Source organism: Bacillus sp. RC51, from assembly GCF_044908115.1.
Lineage (GTDB): Bacteria > Bacillota > Bacilli > Bacillales > Bacillaceae_G > Bacillus_A > Bacillus_A mycoides.
Genome location: NZ_JBIYCW010000002.1, coordinates 692,946 through 713,308, shown reverse-complemented (window position 1 = coordinate 713,308; position 20,363 = coordinate 692,946). Strand labels below are relative to the sequence as shown.

At 36.3% G+C, this 20,363-nt stretch carries 19 protein-coding genes; 5 read left to right on the top strand and 14 right to left on the bottom strand.

From position 1 onward, the window contains the following. Positions 1–1,314 (top strand): Gly-Xaa-Xaa repeat protein (locus ABH959_RS08430; protein ID WP_404492441.1); only part of this gene is annotated, 1,314 nt, incomplete at its 5' end. A gap of 81 nt (positions 1,315–1,395) precedes the next feature. On the opposite strand, the gene hfq is transcribed toward ABH959_RS08430, so the two are convergent. Then, positions 1,396–1,620, bottom strand: coding sequence for an RNA chaperone Hfq (gene hfq / locus ABH959_RS08425; RefSeq protein ID WP_000813896.1), 225 nt, complete (start codon positions 1,618–1,620; stop codon positions 1,396–1,398). A 21-nt stretch (positions 1,621–1,641) separates the two neighbouring features. After that, the gene (gene miaA / locus ABH959_RS08420; RefSeq protein WP_002014696.1) at positions 1,642–2,595 is read right to left on the bottom strand and encodes a tRNA (adenosine(37)-N6)-dimethylallyltransferase MiaA; all 954 of its coding nucleotides are present in this window, start codon (positions 2,593–2,595) and stop codon (positions 1,642–1,644) included. Positions 2,596–2,775: 180 nt separating this feature from the next. On the opposite strand from miaA, the gene ABH959_RS08415 reads away from it, so the two are divergent. Then, positions 2,776–3,021, top strand: a complete 246-nt coding sequence (locus ABH959_RS08415; protein WP_219303744.1) for a hypothetical protein — start codon at positions 2,776–2,778, stop codon at positions 3,019–3,021. 61 nt (positions 3,022–3,082) lie between these two features. Here the strand turns inward: ABH959_RS08415 and ABH959_RS08410 are convergent, their stop codons facing one another. From ABH959_RS08410 to gabP, 8 genes are all read right to left on the bottom strand, one after another. Next, a complete protein-coding gene (locus ABH959_RS08410) occupies positions 3,083–4,048 on the bottom strand; it encodes an SH3 domain-containing protein (protein WP_404492440.1) in 966 nt (321 codons plus the stop codon). A 348-nt stretch (positions 4,049–4,396) separates the two neighbouring features. Continuing rightward, complete coding sequence (locus ABH959_RS08405) at positions 4,397–6,253, bottom strand: PTS fructose transporter subunit IIABC (RefSeq protein ID WP_113936892.1); 1,857 nt, start codon at positions 6,251–6,253, stop codon at positions 4,397–4,399. A gap of 13 nt (positions 6,254–6,266) precedes the next feature. Further along, complete coding sequence (gene pfkB / locus ABH959_RS08400) at positions 6,267–7,178, bottom strand: 1-phosphofructokinase (protein ID WP_113936891.1); 912 nt, start codon at positions 7,176–7,178, stop codon at positions 6,267–6,269. Continuing rightward, on the bottom strand, positions 7,175–7,927 hold the full coding sequence (locus ABH959_RS08395) for a DeoR/GlpR family DNA-binding transcription regulator (protein ID WP_002137840.1): 753 nt from the start codon (positions 7,925–7,927) through the stop codon (positions 7,175–7,177). Before ABH959_RS08395 ends, pfkB begins: the two co-directional genes overlap by 4 nt. Positions 7,928–8,085: 158 nt before the next feature. Further along, on the bottom strand, positions 8,086–9,249 hold the full coding sequence (locus ABH959_RS08390) for an iron-containing alcohol dehydrogenase (RefSeq protein WP_113936889.1): 1,164 nt from the start codon (positions 9,247–9,249) through the stop codon (positions 8,086–8,088). Between the two features lie 117 nt (positions 9,250–9,366). Next, positions 9,367–9,909, bottom strand: coding sequence for a DUF420 domain-containing protein (locus tag ABH959_RS08385; protein WP_000228316.1), 543 nt, complete (start codon positions 9,907–9,909; stop codon positions 9,367–9,369). A gap of 316 nt (positions 9,910–10,225) precedes the next feature. Continuing rightward, complete coding sequence (locus ABH959_RS08380; protein ID WP_078175321.1) at positions 10,226–10,564, bottom strand: hypothetical protein; 339 nt, start codon at positions 10,562–10,564, stop codon at positions 10,226–10,228. A 133-nt stretch (positions 10,565–10,697) separates the two neighbouring features. After that, the gene (gene gabP, locus ABH959_RS08375; RefSeq protein ID WP_000360102.1) at positions 10,698–12,092 is read right to left on the bottom strand and encodes a GABA permease; all 1,395 of its coding nucleotides are present in this window, start codon (positions 12,090–12,092) and stop codon (positions 10,698–10,700) included. A 270-nt stretch (positions 12,093–12,362) separates the two neighbouring features. Here gabP and ABH959_RS08370 point away from each other — a divergent pair, with 270 nt between their 5' ends. After that, positions 12,363–13,445 carry a chitinase gene (locus tag ABH959_RS08370; protein WP_404492439.1) on the top strand — a complete coding sequence of 361 codons (1,083 nt, stop codon included), beginning with the start codon at positions 12,363–12,365 and terminating at the stop codon, positions 13,443–13,445. Positions 13,446–13,499: 54 nt separating this feature from the next. Here the strand turns inward: ABH959_RS08370 and ABH959_RS08365 are convergent, their stop codons facing one another. Beyond that, positions 13,500–14,711: a M20 family metallopeptidase gene (locus ABH959_RS08365; protein WP_113936888.1), complete on the bottom strand. Its 1,212-nt coding sequence runs from the start codon at positions 14,709–14,711 to the stop codon at positions 13,500–13,502. Positions 14,712–14,835: 124 nt separating this feature from the next. Then, entirely contained in the window at positions 14,836–15,729 is an 894-nt protein-coding gene (locus ABH959_RS08360; RefSeq protein ID WP_404492438.1) for a metallophosphoesterase, read from the bottom strand. 196 nt (positions 15,730–15,925) lie between these two features. Here ABH959_RS08360 and ABH959_RS08355 point away from each other — a divergent pair, with 196 nt between their 5' ends. Then, entirely contained in the window at positions 15,926–16,741 is an 816-nt protein-coding gene (locus tag ABH959_RS08355; protein ID WP_113936886.1) for a formate/nitrite transporter family protein, read from the top strand. Positions 16,742–16,881: 140 nt separating this feature from the next. Beyond that, positions 16,882–17,154 (top strand): HU family DNA-binding protein, encoded by a 273-nt coding sequence (locus tag ABH959_RS08350; protein ID WP_002033657.1) that lies wholly within the window; start codon positions 16,882–16,884, stop codon positions 17,152–17,154. Between the two features lie 19 nt (positions 17,155–17,173). On the opposite strand, the gene ABH959_RS08345 is transcribed toward ABH959_RS08350, so the two are convergent. Both ABH959_RS08345 and ABH959_RS08340 read right to left on the bottom strand, forming a co-directional pair. Further along, positions 17,174–17,653 (bottom strand): GNAT family N-acetyltransferase, encoded by a 480-nt coding sequence (locus ABH959_RS08345; protein ID WP_002033656.1) that lies wholly within the window; start codon positions 17,651–17,653, stop codon positions 17,174–17,176. A gap of 217 nt (positions 17,654–17,870) precedes the next feature. After that, positions 17,871–20,291, bottom strand: a complete 2,421-nt coding sequence (locus tag ABH959_RS08340; protein WP_113936885.1) for a heavy metal translocating P-type ATPase — start codon at positions 20,289–20,291, stop codon at positions 17,871–17,873. Between the last annotated feature and the right edge of the window lie 72 nt (positions 20,292–20,363).

The following is a 20,363-nucleotide window of genomic DNA, read 5'->3' as shown; positions in this document are numbered from 1 at the left end:
ATTCAAGGTAACACAGGTGCTACTGGTTCCACTGGACCTCAAGGTATTCAAGGTAATACAGGTGCCACTGGACCTCAAGGTATTCAAGGTAACACGGGTGCTACCGGACCTCAAGGTGCGCAAGGTAACACGGGTGCTACTGGACCTCAAGGTGCGCAAGGTAACACGGGTGCGACTGGTATAGGAGTTACCGGACCTACTGGACCTTCTGGTGGGCCTCCTGGACCTACTGGACCTCAAGGTAACACGGGGGCGACTGGACCTCAAGGTGCTCAAGGTAACACGGGTGCTACCGGACCTCAAGGTGCTCAAGGTAACACGGGTGCTACCGGACCTCAAGGTGCTCAAGGTAACACGGGTGCGACTGGTTCCACTGGACCTCAAGGTATTCAAGGTAACACGGGGGCTACCGGACCTCAAGGTGTTCAAGGTAACACAGGTGCTACTGGACCTCAAGGTGCGCAAGGTAACACGGGTGCGACTGGACCTCAAGGCACTCAAGGTAATACGGGGGCTACCGGACCTCAAGGTATTCAAGGTAACACGGGTGCCACTGGACCTCAAGGTATTCAAGGTAACACGGGGGCTACCGGACCTCAAGGTGCTCAAGGTAACACGGGTGCCACTGGACCTCAAGGTATTCAAGGTAACACGGGTGCTACCGGACCTCAAGGTGCTCAAGGTAACACAGGTGCTACTGGTATAGGAGTTACCGGACCTACCGGACCTTCTGGTGGGCCTCCTGGACCTACTGGACCTCAAGGTAACACGGGTGCTACCGGACCTCAAGGTGTTCAAGGACCAACGGGTGCTACTGGACCTCAAGGTGCGCAAGGTAACACGGGTGCCACTGGACCTCAAGGTGTTCAAGGACCAACGGGTGCTACTGGTATAGGAGTTACCGGACCTACTGGACCTAGCTTCCCAGTAGCAACAATCGTTGTAACAAACAACATCCAACAAACAGTACTCCAATTTAATAACTTTATTTTTAGTACTGCAATTAACGTAAACAATATTATCTTTAACGGCACAAATACAGTTACTGTTATTAACGCTGGTATTTATGTAATTAGCGTATCTATTTCTACAACTGCACCAGGATGCGCTCCACTTGGAGTAGGAATTTCAATTAATGGAGCAGTTGCTACTGACAACTTCTCTTCAAATCTAATAGGCGACTCACTTTCATTTACTACAATCGAAACATTAGGTGCTGGAGCAAACATTTCTGTCCAATCTACTCTTAACGAGATTACGATCCCTGCAACAGGAAACACTAACATTCGTCTTACTGTATTTAGAATCGCTTAAATTTCACTATTTATTGTTTATGACAAATAAAAAAAAGAGCGAGAAACTCGCTCTTTTTTTGTTATGTACAATAATTCATTACTACTCTAATTCAATTGAAACATTTTTTTGTGGTACAAATGTAGAAATTGCATGTTTATAAATAAGCTGTTGCTTACCTTCTGTTTCCAGCAGGACTGTAAAATTATCAAATCCTTTAATTAATCCACGAAGCTGGAAACCATTTAATAAGTACAGCGTAACGAACGTATTCTCTTTACGGAGTTGATTTAAAAACTGATCTTGAATATTGATTGATTGCTTCATGTCGAATCCTCCTCTTTTTCTCTACTTACTATTATTCGACTTTAGTTGTAGCTTTCCTTCTATGTATCGTAAAATTTCTGACGTTTTTTCACCATCAGTAACATCGAACCACGCGACATCCATCTTATTACGGAACCACGTTAATTGACGTTTTGCATAACGGCGTGAATTCGTCTTTAATTGTGATACCGCTTCTTCTAAAGATACACGATTCTCAAAATAATCATATATCTCTTTATAACCAATCGCTTGAATAGATTGACAATCTCGCACTCCTCTTTCATGTAAACCTTTTACTTCTTCTAATAAACCTTGTTCAATCATTAGGTTAACACGTAAGTTAATGCGATCGTATAGCATTTCTCGATCCATTGTCAAGCCAATTAATGAAACATCGTACAGTAACTCATTTTCTTGTTTTTCGAGCTGGTTACTCATTTTTTCACCCGTCGTGTGAAAAATTTCTAACGCCCGAATAACACGCCTTACATTATTGGCATGAATACGCTCCGCACTTTCTGGATCTACTTCTTGTAACTTTTTATGTACATATTCCACACCGTGTTCTAATGCTAACTTTTCCATCTGTTCTCGATATGTAGCATCCCCAGCCTCATCTGTAAACTGGTAATCGAATAAAACAGATTGTATATAGAGACCGGTTCCACCAACAATAATTGGTAATTTCCCGCGCTCTGTAATTTCTCGAATGCACTTACGGACACGTTCTTGAAATTCCGCCACAGAAAATGAATCTTCCGGATCTTTTATATCAATCATATAATGCGGAATTCCGTCCATCTCATCTATCGTCACCTTTGCAGTCCCGATATCCATCGTACGATAAATTTGCATGGAATCACCACTAATAATCTCACCATTCAACGCTTTTGCAAGATCGATACTTAACTTCGTCTTTCCGACAGCAGTTGGCCCAATGATGACAGCAACTTTTTCACGTTGCACTTCTCCCATATCATTCAACTCTCTTTATGTAATATACTCCATCTATTGATTATAACCAATCTTACCAATTTTAACGGCATGATTGCAAGTTCTTTGAATCTAGTACATGAAATTACACAAAAAAAGAGCATAGCTTGCCCAATTCTGCATATACATGATAAAAAATAGCTCGGAGAGGGTGCAATGACTATGAAACAAGCGACTATCGATTTTCCATTATTAATAAAAGACCTTATTTTAGCTACTGCTATAAAAGAACAAAATTGTTCACAAGAAGAATTATACTTCGCACTAAATTGTTTACTACGTTCCTTTCATTCTACTATTCAAGAAACAACGTTACATCCAGAAAATAAAAATACAGAGTATATGCAAACTCAATTTTGCACCGCGTATAAAATTATTACAGGTAAAACAATTTACCCTTTTCAATAATTCTTATAAAAAAAAGCGGCCGCTTAGACATTTTCAAGCAGCCGTTTTTTATTTTAATAAATTATTTTATAACTTTCACTTTAACGGATTTACGACCCCAACTATCAGCAGTGCTATCTGAACCAACTAAAACATCAATACGGTTTCCTTTAATCGCGCCACCAGTATCTCCAGCAATCGCTTCTCCATATCCTTCCACCCACACTTTTGATCCGAGAGGAATTACTTTCGGATCAACAGCAATAACTTTCATATTTGGATTCGCTGTTAAATCATGCCCCATCGCTGTTAACACACGACCACCATATGTGCCATTTTCACTCGGGTGAGCTGTGTAAGCTGTCGCTTCTACTGTTATTTCACGACCAGCAGGTTCACTTGTTTCAGTAGATTTCGCCACTGGCTTAGTTGCCGGATTCGCTTGCGCTACTGGTTTACTTGATACTCCACTTTTAACTGATTCTTTTCCATTAACTGCCGTATCATTTTTAGCCGGCGCTTTCTCCTTAACTGATGTATCATTTTTAACCGCCGTTTTTACCTTAGTTGGCGCTTCATCTTGAGCTGGAACTTCTTTTCTTTCAATAACAGGTGCTGTACCTGTTAAAAATGGTATGTGAACATACGCCGCTTTCCCGCCATATTCGAATTGTAACCATTCGTTTTGTACTTGATTTATCGTTTCAATCAAGTCATCTTTTTTAAGCGTGCCAAGAATTTCTGAATCAGTATTCGCTCCAGCACGAATGTTTAATACGTTTGCTGTTACATAATAAGAACTTTTCGTAAACTCGGCACTTACAAAAGCTTCTTTACCATCTAATTTAATTTTGGACCATCCGTTTTCTGTATTTATAACATCTAATTTATTTCCACTTAACATTTTACCTACAAGTTTTGATTCTACAGTTGGGTTTTCTCTAACGTTTAATACATCTGTTGTTACAATCGTTTCCGCTTTAGCAGAACCTGCAAAAATCCCAAGACCAAAAACTGCTGCTGTTGCTATACCTAATAATTTTTTCATGAATAGCCTCCATTTGCTTTGTTTTCGTGTTCTCATTATAGCAACAGTTTTTTGTAGAATTTCGAAAATCACACAATTACAAAGCATTCGTAATAAACGATTAATGATTTGTAACATAAATTTCCATATTAAAGAATTGTATTTCTACCAAAATTAGCAATAGTTTTCATATATTTCTCACAAATTAGCATAAGAATTTTTTTCCAGAAAAAATTACAGTATTACTTTTTTGTTACAAAAAAATCACTTTTCATTACATCTTTTACCAAAATCCATCATAATCCAATTATTAAATTACTTTTTGTAACGAAAAAGGAACAACTCCTATTAGCTGTCCCTTTTTATCTTTTATTTAACTTTCTTCTTCCAAACACCTATCATAATAGCTGAAACAATCGTCCCAATTAATATAGAGAAAATGTATAGCAACGGTTTATTCACTAATGCGATAACAAACAATCCACCATGCGGTGCCGGCAATGTAATTTGGAATAACATAGATAAGGCACCCGCGATACTTGAACCAACAACACAACTTACTATTACTCGAACCGGATCGGCAGCTGCAAATGGAATCGCCCCTTCTGTAATAAACGATGCTCCCATAATATAATTTGTTAAACCAGATTTACGTTCTGCTTCTGTAAATTTTGTTTTAAAGAATGTAGTTGCTAATGCAATCGCAAGTGGCGGTACCATACCACCAGCCATAACAGCAGAGTGCACTCCAAAATTATTTGCTTCTATTGCAGCAATACCAAATGTAAATGCCGCTTTATTAATTGGACCACCCATATCAATTGCCATCATACCGCCTAAAATAAGACCTAATAATATAGCATTCGTACCGTTCAAACCATTTAACCATCCTGTTAACATTTCATTTAATGCTACTACAGGCGGGTTTACTACTTTTTGCATTACAACTCCTGTAATCAATAATCCAAAGACTGGATATAACAAAACAGGTTTAATTCCTTCTAACTGTACTGGTAATCCTGAAAATAATCTTTTCAATCCTAAAACAACATATCCAGCTAAGAAACCAGCAATTAATCCACCTAAAAATCCAGCATTCGCATGTGCTGCTAAAAATCCACCGACAACACCAGGCATAAAACCAGGACGATCAGCAATAGAACTTGCAATAAATCCAGCTAAAATAGGTACAAGGAATAAAAAGGCTCCTTTTTCTCCACCGCCAATATTCATTAACATTTCAGCAATAGGACCTTCCGCCTTAATTCCACCGAACATAAATGCTAGTGCAATTAAAATTCCACCACCAACAACGAACGGAAGCATATTACTTACACCGCTCATTAAATGCTTATAAATTCCTAGCCCTTTTTCTTTCTCTACATTTTCTGCCTTCCCATCCTCTTTTACACCTTTAAAGATTGGTGCATCTTGTTTTATAGCTCGATTAAGAAGGATTTCAGTTTTTCTAATCCCGTCGGCGACTGGTACTTGAATGACATGCTTCCCAGCAAAACGATTCATTTCTACTTGTTTATCTGCAGCTACAATAATAGCCGTTGCGCGTTCAATGTCCTCTTTCGTTAAATCGTTTTTAACACCTGTTGATCCATTCGTTTCAACTTTAATCGCTATTCCTAACTCTGCTGCTTTTGCTTTTAAACTATCCGCAGCCATATATGTGTGAGCGATACCAGTTGGACAAGCTGTAACAGCTAATACGTATGGCTCATTCCCTTCCGGCTTTGCTACTTCAACTTCTTCTTCTTTTTCACTCTCTTTTTCATCAAATAAACGAAGAAGTTCCTCTTCATCCTTTGCTTCTAATAATTGTTTACGAAAACCTTCATCCATTAATAATGTAGATAGACGAGACAACGTTTCTAAATGAGTATTATTCGCCCCTTCACTTGCAGCAATCATAAAGAATAAATGTGCAGGCTGTCCGTCAAGTGATTCATAGTTGATACCGCTTACACTTCTACCAAAACAAATCGCCGGTTGCTTAACGGCATTCGTCTTCGCATGAGGTATAGCAATACCTTCACCAATGCCTGTTGTACTTTGTGACTCTCGCTTTAAAATAGCTTCTTTAAATTCAGCTTTACTATTTAAACGATTTGCCCCGCTTAACTTTTCAACTAATTCATCTATGACAGCTTCTTTATTTGAAGCTGTCAAATTCATAATGACTGTATCCCTTTTTAATAGTTCTGTAATTTTCATATGCTGCTTCCCCCTATCGCTTAGCTACAATTACTTGCGACAATAATCCTTCTACTTTTTCCTTTGTACATAAATCCGCCGAGAATGCTGTTGCACTTCCTGTTGCAACACCATATTGAAATGCTTTTTCAATATCTTTTGTCTGTTCATATTTACCTACAAATCCAGCAACGAGAGAATCTCCTGCCCCAACCGAATTAATTACAACACCTTTCGGAACAGTTGCTTCATATATACCTTCTGCCGTAAATAATAAAGCTCCATCTCCTGCCATTGATACGATAACGTGCTCTACACCTTGTTCGATTAATTTTCTTCCATACGGTAATATGTCTTCTACGGTTGAAAGCTCCACTCCGAATAACTCACCAAGTTCATGATGATTTGGCTTTATTAAAAACGGCTTATTTTTAATTACATGCTGCAGTGCACTACCGCTTGCATCTACCACTACACGAATACCTTTTTCCGCTCCAAACTCTGCGATTGATTCATAAAATGTATTTGGAATAGAAGAAGGTACACTTCCAGCTAGTACAACACAATCTCCAGATTGCATACTTTCGATTTTTTTCATCAATTGTTCAAATTGCTCATTTGTCACAATAGGACCTTGTCCATTTAATTCTGTTTCTTCTTGCCCTTTTATTTTCACATTAATTCGAGAATCTCCATCTACTTGGACGAAGTTTGTTGTTACACCTTCATCATGCAATACATCTTTAATAAATTGGCCTGTAAATCCACCCGTAAATCCAAGCGCTACATTTTCAACACTTAAACGATGAAGAACACGAGAAACATTAATCCCTTTTCCTCCAGGAAACTTCATATCTTTCTCTGCTCGGTTTACTGTTCCTAAATCGAAAGAATTAACTTGTACTACATAATCAATAGATGGGTTTAAAGTAACTGTATAGATCATTGTTTATCAGCCTCAATTACATTGGTTTGTCTTTTATATTTTTCTAAATCAATTTCTAAATGGTTTGTAATAATGCTTGCATCTTCAACATTTGCAATTTTCGCAAACGCAACTTCTGAAAACTTACTTTCATCAATTAAGAAATATCCTTCGTTTGCTAATGTTAATGCCATTTGTTTTAAGAGTGCTTCTTCTGGATCTGGCGTTGTAAAACCAAGCTGTTCATGTACACCATTCGCTCCTAAAAAACATTTATCAAAGCGATACTTCTGCATACTTTCCTGTGCCATAGCACCAATTAAAGCTTTCGTCCTACTCTTCATCATCCCGCCCAGTAAATATGCACGAATATTATTTTCAACTAAAGCTTCAATATGCATAAGTCCATTCGTAACGACTGTAACATCTTTATTTATTAAAAATGGAATCATTTCAAATGTTGTACTTCCTGCATCTAAATAAATACAATCACCTTGTTCAACAATGTTAGCCGCATACCTCGCAATTTGGTGTTTTATTTGAATGTTTTTGGATGATTTTTCAACCATCGTTGGCTCTTGTCCTTTTCCTGTTAAAACAGCAGCACCACCGTGAACTCTTTTTAATAACCTTTGCTTTTCCAATTGCGCTAAATCACGACGAATTGTTGATTCAGAGCTTTCTGTTCTTTCCACTAATTGTTGTAATTTAACAACCTTCTGCTCTTTTACAAGTTGCAATATCATTTGATGACGTTCAGGAGTTAACATTTTATTCACCTCTTCTTTGATTACAGTATAATGAAAACGATCACAAAAATCAACCACAAACATCCAAAAATAATCATTATCAATCAAAACCGGTTATAAACAACAAAAAAGAAACCTATTTGATACAACAATCAAATAGGTTTCTTCTCTCGCTTCACTTATAAAGAAGCTTTATAAATTGCAAGAACATCATCTTTATTTAATTTTTTAAAGTTACCGAATTCACCATAAGCCATCGCTTTATCCGCCATTAAGTCAATTTCACTTTCTCTAATAGCGTAATCAGCTAATGTTACTGGAGCTTCAATTGAAGTCCAAAATTGACGTAACGCCTCAATTCCCTCTAACGCAACCTCTTTATCTGTCTTCCCATCTGTTTCTACATCGAATACACGAATAGCGAACTGTTTAAAGCGACTCACATTTTCATCTATAACATGCTTCATCCAATTTGGGAATAAAATTGCGAGTCCGCCCCCATGCGGTATGTCATGAACAGCAGAAACTGCATGCTCAATATTATGAGTTGCCCAGTCTCCTTTTACTCCCATCGCTAAAATGCCGTTTAACGCCATAGTACCGCAATATAAAATTGTTTCCCTATGCTCATAATTTTCTAGATCACTTAAAAGCTTAGGAGCTGTTTCAATTACTGTTCTTAAAACAGATTCACAATAACGATCTTGTAATTCTGTATTCATGCCGTGATGGAAATATTGCTCTAATACGTGCGACATAATATCGACCATACCATAAATCGTTTGATCTCTCGGCACAGACGAAGTATGTAGTGGATCTAAAATAGAAAACTGAGGGAATGTAACTGGACTGCCCCAGCCGTACTTTTCATTCGTTTCCCAGTTTGTAATTACAGATCCTGCATTCATTTCAGATCCTGTTGCTGCAAGCGTAAGCACAGTACCAAATGGTAACGCCTCGCTAGCAAATGCTTTTTTCGTTACAATATCCCACACATCTCCATCATACTTACTACCAGCTGCAATCGCTTTCGTACAGTCGATTACACTTCCTCCACCAACTGCTAAAATAAATTCGACTCCATTGTCTTTACAAATTTGAATCCCTTTCTTTACAGTTGATAAACGAGGATTCGGTTCAACACCTGTCAATTCAAACACTTCCGCATTTATATCCTTTAAAATAGAAATTACATTATCATAAATACCGTTTCTTTTAATACTTCCTCCTCCATATACGAGAAGAACTTTCTTACCGAACTGTGGAATCTCAGTTTTTAACTGCTCTAATTGTCCTTTACCAAAAATAAGTTTTGTTGGATTACGAAATACAAAATTTTGCATATACCTTTACCATCCCTTCCATATGAAAAGCAACTATACTTTTGTATACCACACTTTTTTAATTTCACAAACAAATTTGCTTAACAAAAAAATCCCAGCCTTAAAGGCTGAGATTTTTTATTGATAATAAGGCGAGATCATTAAGTAAACAATAACCCCAGATAAACTTACATATAACCAAATTGGCATCGTCCAACGTACAATTTTACGATGACGTGTTAATTGATTTGTAAAACCAAATACAAGTGCAAACAATGCAAGTGGTACAATAATTGCTGCAAGGATAATATGTGTAATTAAAATGATGAAATACACATATTTAATGAATCCTTCTCCGCCAAAATGTGTTGCTGGCGCCAAGTAATGATACGATAAATAAGAAACACAAAATAGCAACGTCGTTGTAAATGCTGCTAGGATGAAACCACGGTGCATTTTCACATTCTTCTTAATAATAGAGTATAAAGCTGCTAATAAGAATACGAACGTAAAGCTATTAAAAATTGCATTTAACATTGGTAAAATTGTTACATCAAAATGTACTTCTCCTTCATAGCCAACAGGTCCAAAGAACAAAAATAAAATAATCGCATTTACAATTACAGAAAGCGTTATCACAATAGGAGCATAGCTTTTCTGATTCGTTGATTGATCCACCAAAATGGTCACTCCTCTTCCTTCAAATATGTATACGTAACCTCACTATTTTAACATATTATTCACAGTGTAAATGTGACAATAGTTTGACACAGTAAGACAGGGCAAAGAAAAAACCCTTCTTAACAATACTTCTTAAGAAGGATTTTATCGCTTTATTATTCAAATAGCAATGCGATTAGTTTTTGTTAAAAAACGTACTGCTATACGCTTGATATATTTCAGACACTTGATATCCCATTAATGAAATTGCTGTTAATGAAAAGAAACCAATCATAAGAAATCGAAACCACATATAAATCTCCTCCTTGTATTTAGCTTAAAAAGCAGTCGCTATATTACAAGTTGAGTGGCACTCTTCATCGTCACTTTCCTTTTTCTTTACAATTGCTGTTATAAATCGAATCATAAAGAAAATCACAAAAGGAAATTGTTCGTAATTTACCTTGGCATAGTTTGGCAACGGCTCGCGCTGCACATCGAACGGAGATGAGAAGGAATAGAACATACCTTGCTCTTCCATATATACAATTACAATTTTCATACAAAACATTATTCCTAGAAATGAAACAATATCTTGCCATTCTGTCGTATATAAAAAGTTATACAGCTCTAATACGTACTCTTCCATCGTCATCCCCCCTTCCTTTTTTACCATTTTGCTCGCCTTTATATAAAAAGTCAAGAAAAAAGTTTATATTCACTATGACAATAGTAATTACTTGTTTCTATGATTATATATGATTCTTTTATAGCAATGATTGGGTGTAACTCTCTTCTAAAACAAGAAATTAGAATCGAACAGATTCCTCATTCTTACTTTTAGGATTCAACAATGTACTATTTTTATTTCTATTAAAAATAAAATAAGAAATTATTATAAGAACAGTAACAAGCATTGTTAAAAGCGCTTGTGAACGTAAAGATTCAATTGCGAGCATGGCAACTAAAACTGCTATAATCGCAGCAATTGTAACATATGTTACATATGGAAAAAGCCACATTTTCACTTTCAAATTTTGTTGTTCCGCTTTCCCCATTTTTTTACGTATCTTGAAATGTGAAACTGCTATAACGAGATAAACGAGTAACGCAATCCCGCCAGATGCATTCACTAAAAATAAAAATACTTTATCTGGAGATATGTAACTAAAAACAACTCCAATGTAAGCAAAGAAAGTTCCAAATAAAACCGCCCGAACTGGAACACCACTACTATTCAATTTCAAAAATGCCTTTGGCGCATCTCCTCTTTCTGCCATTGAAAAAAGCATTCTTGAGTTCGTATATAAACCCGAATTTAAACAAGAAAGTACAGCTGTTAAAACGATAAAATTCATAATTTGCGCTGCCGCTGGTATCCCTATATGTTCCAGTACCGCCACAAATGGGCTTTTTAGTATGTTCGCCGAATTCCACGGAAGGAGTGTAACAACTACAGCGATCGATCCAATGAAAAATACGAGAATACGCCAAATTACACTATTTGTTGCTGTTTTGACTGCCTTTACAGGTTCGGCAGACTCTCCAGCGGCCACTGCAACAATCTCAGATCCCATAAATGAAAATATAACGACGGTGATTCCAAGTAACACCGAACTTATACCATTTGGCATAAATCCTCCTTGACCTACCAAATTCGAAGTGCCAGGTGCTTCCGTTCCTGGTACAAATCCTAAAATAACAGCTAGTCCAAGACAAAGGAACAAAACAATACTTATTACTTTAATAAATGAAAACCAATATTCAAATTCTCCAAATGATTTCACCGAGAAAACATTCGTCAACGTTAATAAAATCGTTAATATTAAGCTTAATAACCAGAGTGGGATTTCTGGAATCCAGTATTGAATAATACCAGCACCTGCTGTAGCTTCTATTGCAATAACAATTACCCAGAAAAACCAATATAGCCACCCAATTGTATAACCTGCCCATGGACCAATTGCCTCTCTTGCATATGTTGCAAATGAACCACTTGTCGGATTAATAGCTGCCATTTCTCCTAGCATTCTCATAACGAAAATAACTAGAAGTCCTGCTAATGCATATGAAACGATAGAACCTGGACCTGCTGAATGCACAACCGCACCACTTCCAACAAACAAACCAGCTCCTATTACGCCACCAATGGAAATCATTGTAATGTGGCGTATTTTGAGGTCTTTCTTAAGATTTTTATCCAACTCTTGTACATCCCCTTCCAAACTTAATTTTGAAATTTATGTAAGAGTATTATGTGAAAAATCTTATCCTATACTTTAAAATATATCAAAATATTCTGAATTTAACAATCGTAATTCGACCTCCTTCAAAAATTATTTCATTAGGTTTAATAATTTCCCATACACAATTGTTGAGAAAATTATAGTCACCTTACAAAAGAATGAATTTTCAGATATCATTGAATAAACAAGATTATACATCTAGACAACTTTTTGTATAGGAGTGTTGATATGTTAAACAAGTTTAAATTCATTTGTTGTACTTTAGTAATTTTCTTACTGCTACCGCTAGCTCCCTTTCAAGCACAAGCAGCAAACAATTTAGGGTCAAAATTACTCGTTGGATATTGGCATAACTTTGATAACGGTACTGGCATTATTAAATTAAAAGATGTTTCACCAAAATGGGATGTAATAAATGTATCTTTCGGTGAAACTGGTGGTGATCGTTCCACTGTTGAATTTTCCCCTGTGTATGGTACAGATGCAGAATTCAAATCTGATATTTCCTATTTAAAAAGTAAAGGAAAAAAAGTAGTTCTTTCAATAGGTGGACAAAATGGGGTCGTTTTACTTCCTGACAATGCTGCTAAACAACGTTTTATTAATTCCATACAATCTCTAATCGATAAATACGGTTTTGATGGAATAGATATTGACCTTGAATCAGGTATTTACTTAAACGGTAATGACACTAATTTTAAAAACCCAACAACTCCTCAAATCGTGAATCTTATCTCAGCAATTCGAACGATTTCAGACCATTACGGTCCAGATTTCCTATTAAGCATGGCTCCTGAAACAGCTTATGTTCAAGGCGGCTATAGCGCATATGGAAGCATCTGGGGTGCATATTTACCTATTATTTACGGAGTGAAAGACAAACTAACATACATTCACGTTCAACACTACAACGCTGGTAGCGGGATTGGAATGGACGGTAATAACTACAATCAAGGTACTGCAGACTACGAAGTCGCTATGGCAGATATGCTCTTACATGGTTTTCCTGTAGGTGGTAATGCAAATAACATTTTCCCGCCTCTTCGCTCGGATCAAATCATGATTGGACTTCCTGCAGCACCAGCGGCCGCTCCAAGTGGCGGATATATTTCTCCAACTGAAATGAAAAAAGCTTTAGATTATATCATTAAAGGAATTCCTTTCGGAGGAAAGTATAAACTTTCAAATCAGAGTGGCTATCCTGCATTCCGTGGCCTAATGTCTTGGTCTATTAATTGGGATGCAAAAAACAACTTTGAATTCTCTAATAACTATAGAACATATTTTGATAGTCTTTCCTTGCAAAAATAATAAAAAACAACAATAGGTTTTATATGACCTATTGTTGTTTTTTATTTATGTAAATTACTTTTTCACTTCTACATGATGAAGAAATTCTTTTCCATCTCTTGAATAACTATTCACAAGACTTAAAAGCAACTTCCCACCAACCAACATCGCACGTTCATCAAAATCGAATTGAGGATGATGGTGTGGATATGTTGCCCCTATTTCTTCATTACCGGCACCTGTGAAGAAAAATGCTCCTGGAACATGTTCTAAGTAGTATGCAAAATCTTCTCCGCCCATAATAGGTGGTACTTCCATGACCCTTTCTTTGCCAAGATCGTGTTCCGCAACCGTCATAAAATGACGTGTTTCAGCTACATGATTTATTAATATTGGATAGCCTCGTTTATATTGAATATTAACTTCAGCATGAAGGGACTGACAAATCCCCTCAACAACTCGTCTAAATTCCTTCTCCATATATTCTCTCACTTCAGAATCTAACGTTCGAATGGTTCCTGTAAACGTAGCAGTATCCGCAATAATATTATCGGCTTGCCCGGCATGGAATGTACCAACTGTTAAAACTGCTGATTGAAGTGGATCGACTTTTCTACTCACTAAAAGTTGCAACTGATTAATAACTTGTGTTGCAACGATAATAGCATCTACAGTATGATGTGGCATACCGCCGTGACCACCTCGCCCTTGAATCTTCACTTCAAAAGTATCAGCTGCCGCCATCATTGCTCCAGCTTTCGTTCCAACAATTCCTAAAGGCATCTGAGAAGATAAATGTGTACCAAAAACAACATCTACTCCTTCTAAACAACCATCCTCAATCATGGCAATTGCTCCGCCAGGCTCTTTCTCTTCTGCATGTTGATGAATAAGGACTATTTTTCCTGAAAGTTGGTCTCTGTTATCACTTAATATTTTTGCAACTCCTAAAAGTGTTGCTGTATGTCCATCATGGCCACAAGCGTGCATTACACCAGGAACCTTTGATTTATATGAAACTTTCTTTTCATCTTGAATAGGTAGTGCATCAAAATCAGCACGTAGCGCCATCGTCTTCCCAGGTATTCCACCTTCAATTACGCCGATTACCCCTCTTCCCCCGACATCTGTTTTCACATCAATATGAAAACTTTTTAAAATTCCAGCTATTTTTTTCGGTGTTTCTATTTCTTGAAACGATAGCTCTGGGTATTGATGAAAATCTCTTCGCCACGAAACCATTTGATTATATAAACTTTCCAATTCTTTATGCCATGTTTCTATCATAGAAATTCCCCTTTCTTTTTAACAGTTTAAATAAAAAATACATAATATTCTGTATTTAATCAATAAAAAAAGAGAACTTTCTTTAAAAGTACTCTTAATTCTTCAAAATATTAAACGTTCTACTTCAGTCACTACTTTGCTTCAATACAAATAGTGAAAGTTCCGGTACACTCAAAAATCTAACAGGCATTCGGGTTGTCCCAATACCTCGATTTACATATAAATGTAACGGCTTACTCGTTCCTTCTAATTCATACATACCTTCAACATGAATCTCAGCTAGTTTTGTAGTAATTAAAGGACCTACAAAAGGAATTTGAACTTGTCCTCCGTGACTATGTCCTGACATTTGAAAATCGACTGGATAACGAGATACTTTATCTACAACATCCGGCTCATGTATTAATAGCATATTGAAATCTTGCTGTCTTAAGTTTTTTAAAGTCAAGTCTATTTGTGGCTTCCCTAATAAAAAATCATCCAAACCTGATATTGTAATATACTTGCCGTTTTCCGCTTTAATTTTCTGCACTTCATTTACTAACACAGAAAAACCAGCTTCCTCCATATACTTTTTGTAAAATAAACTACCGCCCCCACCTCTATCATGATTCCCAAACACAGCATATTTTCCTAGGGGAGCTTTAATTTTCTGCAAAATAACCTTTGCTTCTTCTCTTTCCGCACTATAGGATCCAAACTTATCTATTAAATCTCCTGTAAAAACTACTATATCTGGATGTAATTCATTCATCTTCTCCACCAAATTTTCTAGTTGTTTCAATGTAAAATCTGGTCCTAAATGTACATCTGAGAACTGCAATATTTTTTTATTATTAAACTCTTTAGGAATTGTAGGAGCTTCTATTTCATTCCACGTAACTGTTACTAGTCTTCTTTCTATTTCAGTCGCATAGAAATACAAACTTACTGGTATCATTAATATACTTATGAAACTAATAATAAATATCTTTACGATTGATTTTTTTCGTTCTTTTTTTACATGATGCGTATTCATGTTTTCACCTCTAAAATCACTTTAAATCCTTATTGTTACATTAATGTGACAACATGAACAATGTTCGTTATATCCAATTTCATCCCCACTCACTTTGACAAATTTATACAGAAGTCATATCATATTTTTATCATACATAGATTCTTTAAAATGTTTCTTCTATTCATTCCATCATTCTATTGAGGAGAGGTTATTCATGTCTGTATTTACACCAGAAGAAATTACGGAACTTGCTGCTAATTCTGGAAGAAAAAAAGCTCATTTATCATTGCTCCCTATGCTAATTCTCGGTTTTTTTGGTGGTGCTTTCATAGCATTAGGATATTTACTTGATATCCATGTTATCGGAACAATGCCAAAATCTTGGGGATCATTTACTAGCTTTTTAGGTGCTGCCGTATTCCCTATCGGTCTTATACTCGTTATCCTTGCAGGCGGTGAATTAGTAACTGGCAACATGATGACCGTTTCAATGGCATGGCTTCACAAAAAAATCGACTTATTTCACTTCATACGAAATTTAGTTATTGTTACGTTTAGCAACTTCATAGGTGCTATATTCGTCGCTTATTTTTTTGGTCATATCGTCGGCTTAACGGAGGGAGCTTTTTTAGCAAAAACAGTTTCTATTGCACAAGCTAAACTACAAGATACACCACTGCAAGCCTTCATTTCTGCAATCGGGTGTAATTGGCTCGTTTGTTTAGCTGTTTGGCTCAGTATGGGAAGTAAAGAATTTATCGGAAAGATTGTCGGTATTTGGTTCCCTGTTATGACTTTTGTTGCGATTGGATTTCAACACGTTGTAGCCAATATGTTTGTCATCCCAGCTGCAATTTTTTCTGGTCATTTAACTTGGGTTAAATATTTTCCAAACTTCATTTTTGTTTTCTTCGGAAACTTAGTAGGGGGTATGTTATTTGTAGCATTACCTTATTTCATATCTTATAATAAGAAACTACCTTCCAATAAAGAGCAAACTGCATTAAAGAAAAAATCTGTATCCGCTTAAATTGAATGTCTATAAATTGGTCCTAAAAAATATTACAAATTTCATTTTTTTTACGAATATATGTGCGTACACTTGTTCTCGAATGTTTTATACGTTATAATAACAACTTAAATAGCATTATTTACATATGAGGTGAAAACATGAATAAAACAGAATTAATCAAAAACGTAGCACAAAACGCTGAGATTTCTCAAAAAGAAGCTACTGTAGTTTTACAAACTGTAGTAGAATCAATCACTAACTCTTTAGCTGCTGGCGAAAAAGTACAACTTATCGGATTCGGTACATTCGAAGTTCGTGAAAGAGCTGCTCGTACAGGCCGTAACCCACAAACGGGTGAAGAAATGCAAATCGCAGCTTCTAAAGTACCTGCTTTTAAAGCTGGTAAAGAACTAAAAGAAGCTGTAAAATAATGAAAAATCGCCTTCTCATTTATGAGAAGGCGATTTTTTTCATGACATAATTAATAAAAATTTGACCATTATGCTGCTTATTTTGTTCCTTTATGCAAATAAAACCTTTGCTTTCAAAGAAAGGTTTTGCTGTAATACTCGCCTCTGTATATATATCCCTATGCTGCAAGTTCACTGCTTCTTTTTCTAACTTCTGTAGTATGTATGATGCTATCCTTTTTCCTTGATAATCTTTATGCGTAAATAAGCGATCTACGTAATGATCATCATTATAATCCCCAAATCCCACTATCACACCTTTATAATCAGCAACGTAACAAATATTCTTTTCTAAAGACTGTAGCCATCTCTCTCTATCTAGTCGCTCTGGGGCCCACGCCTGTAGCTGTAACTCGTTATAATCTTTTGCATTCACCGTATGAACCGTTTCATAGAACAATTGTAATACTTGCTCTAAATCCTCTTTCTGGAATGTTCTAATTTTAATATCTTTAAACATATGTAAAACTCCTTATCAAACTAACTCTTTTATTTCGGTTATTCCGATAATTATTTCGTGTTTATTTTCGAAACAGTTTCTACCACTATATATGATTCTACTTCTGCTCTTTCTATATTATATCGACTTTTCTTTCTAGACGAACAATAAACAATACTTATACAAAGTATTGTTTATTGTAAAAAGCATATTAAATTCGCTTTATAGCTGGAAGTGTTTAAGATTTCAATTTAACTCTTTGTAATCTTAATGCATTTAATACGACTGATACAGAGCTAAATGCCATTGCTGCACCTGCAACCCAAGGAGCTAAGAAACCGAGCGCCGCAATTGGAATTCCTAGGCCGTTATAAGCTAACGCCCAGAATAGATTTTGCTTAATATTTCTAATCGTCATTTTACTCATAAAAATTGCATCTGCAATACTATTTAAATCGCCACGGATTAACGTAATATCTGCCGCTTCCATTGCTACATCCGTTCCGGTTCCAATTGCCATACCGATATCCGCCGTAGCCAGTGCAGGAGCATCATTTATTCCATCTCCAACCATTGCTACTTTCTTACCTTGCGCTTGCAGTTTTTTCACTTCTTCTGCTTTTCCTTCTGGTAATACTTCTGCAATTACGTGATCAATACCAACTTGCTTAGCGATTGCCTGAGCAGTTTGTGTATTATCTCCTGTAATCATAACAACGTCTAGACCCATTTTCTTAAGTCTTGCGATAGCTGCTTTTGAAGTATCTTTTACAGTATCCGCAACAGCCACTATACCAGCATATTCTTTATTAATCGCAATAAGCATTGCTGTTTTTCCTTCTCGTTCTAGCGCTTCCATCGATTTAGAAACTTCTTCAATATCAATATCGAATTTCTTCATTAATCGACGTGTACCAATTAATAATTGTTTCCCTTCTACAACTGATTCGATGCCGAATCCCGGAATCGCTTCAAATGTTTCTGAACTTGGGATAACAATTTTCTTTTCTTTAATTCCTTCTACAATCGCTTCTGCAAGTGGGTGTTCAGAATTTTTTTCTGCTGCACCGACTAATTTTAATATTTCCTTCTCTTCAAATCCATCTGCTACAATTATATCCGTTAATACCGGCTTTCCATTTGTCACTGTACCCGTTTTATCTAAAATAATCGTATCTAATCGATGCGTTGCTTCTAAATGCTCTCCACCTTTAAATAAAATACCGTATTCAGCTGATCTTCCTGATCCAGCCATAATAGATGTAGGTGTCGCAAGACCTAAAGCACACGGACAAGCGATAACAAGTACTGCTATCATTTTCTCAAGTGCTCCGCCAAAATCACCAGGTGTAACAAATAGCATCCACACTGCAAATGTGATAATAGCAATCACAACTACAACCGGTACGAAAATACCTGAAATTTGATCTGCTACCCTTTGAATAGGAGCTTTTGAACCTTGAGCCTCTTCTACTACTTTAATAATTTGAGCTAATGCAGTATCTCTTCCTACCTTAGTTGCTTTCACTTTTAAAAAGCCATTTTTATTTATTGTAGAACCGATTACTACGTCCCCAATTGTTTTATCAACCGGAATACTCTCGCCTGTTAACATCGATTCATCTATTGCTGACTTTCCTTCTACAATTTCCCCGTCTACCGGGATTTTTTCCCCTGGTTTCACATAAACGATATCACCGGCTACCACTTCTTCGATTAAAATTTTTATTTCTGTTCCATCTCGTACAACAGTAGCGGTTTTCGCCTGTAGTCCCATTAATTTTTTAATTGCTTCTGACGAGCGTCCTTTTGCTTTCGCCTCAAATAATTTACCTAAAATAATTAATGTAATAAGTACTGCGCTCGTTTCAAAATACAAGTCTGTCATATGTTCCGAAGAACCAATCGACCTAATACTTAAATACACACTGTAGAAATATGCTGCAGACGTTCCAAGTGCCACGAGAACATCCATATTGGCGCTTTTATTACGTAACGCTTTATAAGCTCCAACATAAAACTGCCCACCAATGATAAACTGAACTGGAGTTGCAAGAGCTAGCTGCACCCAAGGGTTCATAAGCATATCAGGTAAATAAATAAAAGATGTAAATGAAAAATGACTCACCATTGCCCACAATAACGGAAATGATAAAATAAACGAAAAAATAAACTTCTTCTTTTGTCGCTCAATTTCTTTTAAGCGGTGATCTGTTGATGAATCTTGCTCATCTGATTTTACTTCTAATTTATATCCTAACTTTGTAATCGCGCTCTTCATTTCATTTACATTAATTTCATCAGGATTAAAGTCAACTGTAGCCGATTCTAAAGCAAAATTTACTGTTGCTTTATTCACACCTTCTAGCTTATTCAAACGTTTTTCTACTCTATTCGCACATGCTGCACATGTCATTCCCGAAACAGTAAACTCAGCTTTATCACTTACAATTCCATATCCTAACGATTCAACTTTTTCTTTAAATTGTTGCGGATTAGTTTTAGTTGGATCGTATATAATTTTTGTTTTTTCAAGTGCAAAATTTACATTTGCATCTTGCACACCTTCTACTTTTTTAAGACCTTTTTCAATTCTATTTGCACATGCTGCACATGTCATTCCTGATATTTGAAGATTGGCCTCTTTTTGTTCATTCATGTCTCTCACCTCTATATACCCTTATAAGGTATAATTATTAGAAAAATAAATCGTACTTCGTTTAAAGTACGA